General features: G+C 60.1%; 2 protein-coding genes. One reads left to right on the forward strand and one right to left on the reverse strand.

Going from position 1 to position 1,873, the window contains the following annotated elements:
* Positions 1 to 189 precede the first annotated feature (189 nt).
* Positions 190 to 741 (forward strand): hypothetical protein, encoded by a 552-nt coding sequence (locus FN821_RS14025; RefSeq protein WP_131173176.1) that lies wholly within the window; start codon positions 190 to 192, stop codon positions 739 to 741.
* A gap of 279 nt (positions 742 to 1,020) precedes the next feature.
* On the opposite strand, the gene FN821_RS14030 is transcribed toward FN821_RS14025, so the two are convergent.
* Positions 1,021 to 1,410 (reverse strand): hypothetical protein, encoded by a 390-nt coding sequence (locus tag FN821_RS14030; protein WP_131173177.1) that lies wholly within the window; start codon positions 1,408 to 1,410, stop codon positions 1,021 to 1,023.
* Positions 1,411 to 1,873 lie beyond the last annotated feature (463 nt).

A 1,873-nucleotide genomic window follows, 5' to 3' on the forward strand; every position in this document is an offset into this window, starting at 1 on the left:
CGATCAGAGCTACTTGGACTTCAGATCATCCTCGGGAAGGTGCGCTCCTTCACGTCACCCGGCCGAGGACCATCCACAGGTTCTGATCATTGCTCTGCCGACACCCCAACCGATTGGGTCCTCACTGAGCTGCGGCTGGGATCTGGGATCGTGGCTGTTGCCGCGCCAGAGCCTGCACAGGCTCGGCCCTTGTTGTACCTGGTCCGCGGACTAGCCACCGTTCTTGAGGGTGGTGCTCCCGAGGGTTGGAACCCGGACACCTACTCCGAGGCACGTAACCTGACCGAAGTGGCCGGTGTGGCGGAGGGTGTCGCGTCGCTTACGCTGGTCCCTGGCAACCAGGAGAGCGAGGTCATCGATCTCACCCCTCACCTTGCGAAGCGTCTAGCCCAGGCGCAGCCTGCCGCTCGCGTGGTGCCTGGCTCCGTCCGGGGGACCGTGACGGGGGTCGATGTCAGCCGTGGGAACAGGGCGTCGATCCGGCTTCAGACGGGGAGGACGGTCCGGGCGAAGTTTCCCGACGCTCTCCGCGACGACTTCCGGGACGCGTTGTACGGCTTCGTTGAACTCGTGGGAGAGGTTAAGCAAGACCCCCACGGCAGCCCGTACCACGTGACGGTGTCGACGTTGCGGAACATCCCCGTGCCGGCCGCCAGTTGGTCCGATCTGTTGGGCTCTGACCCGGGCGCCACCGACGGGCTGCCAGTGCTTGAATACCTAAGGCGGCTCCGTGGCGAGTAGTGCTAACCCTCGCATCACGCTGGACGCATGTTGCTTCCTCCTTCTGATCACCGGGCAACCCGGTGGATTCGAATCGAAGCGGATTCTCGATGCCGTGTGGGACGGCCGGTGCGATCTGGTCGAATCGCCTGCGATTCTCGTCGAGGTGTTACCCCGACACCCTTCAGACGACGGCAGCGGCCGCCGGGCGACTGTGCGAGCGATGCTCGAATCCCGCTTCTTAGAATCGTCTCGGCTTTCTTGCCCAGTTCGCCACCAGCCCCAGGAAAAGTAGCAATATCACGAGGATGACCACGGCTGTGGAGGGCACTTGCTCGCGAGCGTCGTCACGTCAGCGTTGAAAAGACATATCGCGATAGAAAGGAGGACACCACCGACTAAGCCAAGGATCGCCCATATCAGTGGTCCTCCGTTTGGAGTTTGAGGGTAGACCGTATCGATCGCCTTGGTGATGTCAGGGCTGTCGACGGCACTTGCCTGGCGTCGTTTAGCGATCTTGGCTGCTTGTACGCCCACGCTCTTGGTGAAATCGTTTGCTGCCTGAGCTGAGTCGACTTGATCTGGTTGCAGAAACCATTGGATACTGCTGCGATCCATCTCACGTAAAATCGCTTGATTCGGCTCTTCCTCAAAGCACGGGTTCGATTCCGCTGGTGTCTCTAGCGTCATTACTGTTCACTCTCGGAAACGGGAATGTCGCGCACCGAATCCGATCTCTGCACTTGGGCCGAGGTGAGAATGTCCAGGTTGGAACTCTCGTCGCTCGACGCGGAGATCTCCCTGACGTGTTGCAGCAGAATCGTCCGCATGGCTTTGGCTGACTCGTCGCCGAGAGGAAGGTCCAGACCCTGGACTGCGAGATCGAAGACTCGCTGAAGCTTTCGGCGGTTGATCTCATCGGTTAGCCTCAACCAAGTCTGCACGGATTCGGCCCTGGCGCGCTCGTACCGTGATCTTCTTGATTGCAGGATCGAGCTGAACAGAAACGCGTACGCAATGAGTACGAGCGCTGTGCCTAGGCTGGCGAATACCAAAAACTAGTGGTGTGTGTCGTTAGTTCCTTTATGGTTGGGTTCTTGGGATGATGGGGTATGGCGAATCGTCCTGCCCCTGCCCTGGGGTTGCGTGAAGG

The organism is Propioniciclava tarda, from assembly GCF_900182665.1.
In the GTDB taxonomy this organism is placed as follows: Bacteria; Actinomycetota; Actinomycetes; order Propionibacteriales; family Propionibacteriaceae; genus Propioniciclava; species Propioniciclava tarda.

Excerpts from the sequence above, each read along its gene's own strand:
- FN821_RS14030 (WP_131173177.1), bottom strand. The coding sequence starts at position 1,410 with ATGACGCTAGAGACACCAGCGGAATCGAACCCGTGCTTTGAGGAAGAG.